The sequence below is a fragment of the Bradyrhizobium algeriense genome (genome assembly GCF_003062295.1).
Taxonomy (GTDB): Bacteria; Pseudomonadota; Alphaproteobacteria; order Rhizobiales; family Xanthobacteraceae; genus Bradyrhizobium; species Bradyrhizobium algeriense.
In genome coordinates this window covers 1-1,102 of the sequence record NZ_PYCN01000154.1, presented here as the reverse complement: position 1 = coordinate 1,102, position 1,102 = coordinate 1, and the positions used below count along the sequence as shown (strand labels likewise).

Here is a 1,102-nt window from a genome sequence, read left to right as displayed (position 1 = left end):
GCGCGGATTGCGCGCGCCAAGGGGCCGCTCAATCACGAGAAGCTCAAGGAAGGCTACCGTAAGCTACTGAGCTCGACGAGCCGGGTGGTGGGTCAGGCGAAGCGCTTCTCCAGCGAGATCGCCGAAGGGGTGAAGCGGTCCAGGGGCATCTTGAAGCAGCTGGCGTTGAAAGGCCTGCGTCTGCAGCTGGAAGCGATGCTGCCGCTGGTGCGGCAAGTGATGCGGCAGACCCGGGAACGTATCTTCCGCGGCAACACCCGGGCAGAAGGCAAGCTCCTCAGTGTGTTCGAGCCCTCGACCGAGATCATTCGCAAAGGTAAGGCCGGCAAGCCCAACGAGTTCGGCAAGATGGTCAAACTGCAGGAAGCAGAGAACCGGATTGTGATCGACTACGACGTCTACGATCAGCGGCCAAGCGATTCGGAGCTGTTGATCCCGGCCATCGAAACCCACGAGGCAAAACTCGGACGCACGCCACGCCTGGTGGCGGCGGATGCTGGATTTTACTCCGCCAGGAACGAAGCTGCAGCGAAAGCCAGAGGCGTCAAACGCGTCTGCATTCCCAATCGCTCGACCAAGAGCGCCGAGCGCAAGCGTGAGCAGAAAAAGCGCTGGTTCCGTAACGGTCAGAAATGGCGAACCGGATGCGAGGGACGTATCAGCGTCGTCAAACGGCGACACGGGCTCGATCGTTGCCGCTACAAGGGCAGCATCGGAATGAAACGCTGGGTCGGCCTCGGCGTCGTCGCCGACAACCTCATCAATATCGGACGCGCGATGGAAAACCAGTCACGCCAACCGTAGTCCGTCCCAGCTCAATCTGGCCTCTCAAGGCCCCGCCAGCCCCTGGCGGGGCCTTGTCGTTGTCCGCGCGGTTGACCAGTCTGGTTAGAAGCGCGAATTTTGCGCCGGAAAGTAGCTAGGAGCCTGTCCCTATAATGGACTTAGGATTAAGCGAAGCGGGTTCTGAAGCTTTTTTTGGGGAGACAGGTTCTCCTCAGCGTGCGGCGGCGAGTTTTGCGAGGTTGTGGGCGATGCAGATCATGGCCCATTCGGCTTTGACCTTGTCGATGCTGCGCAGGAGGAACTGGCGGAAGCCTCT

The 1,102-nt window shown here is 60.4% G+C and carries 2 protein-coding genes; one reads left to right on the top strand and one right to left on the bottom strand.

Going from position 1 to position 1,102, the window contains the following annotated elements; all coding sequences use genetic code 11:
• Window positions 1-804: transposase (locus C7G61_RS42835; RefSeq protein WP_145963831.1), on the top strand; the 804-nt coding region annotated here is incomplete at its 5' end.
• A 193-nt stretch (window positions 805-997) separates the two neighbouring features.
• On the opposite strand, the gene C7G61_RS42830 is transcribed toward C7G61_RS42835, so the two are convergent.
• The coding region (locus tag C7G61_RS42830) for a transposase (protein ID WP_145963526.1) at window positions 998-1,102 on the bottom strand (105 nt) is incomplete at its 5' end.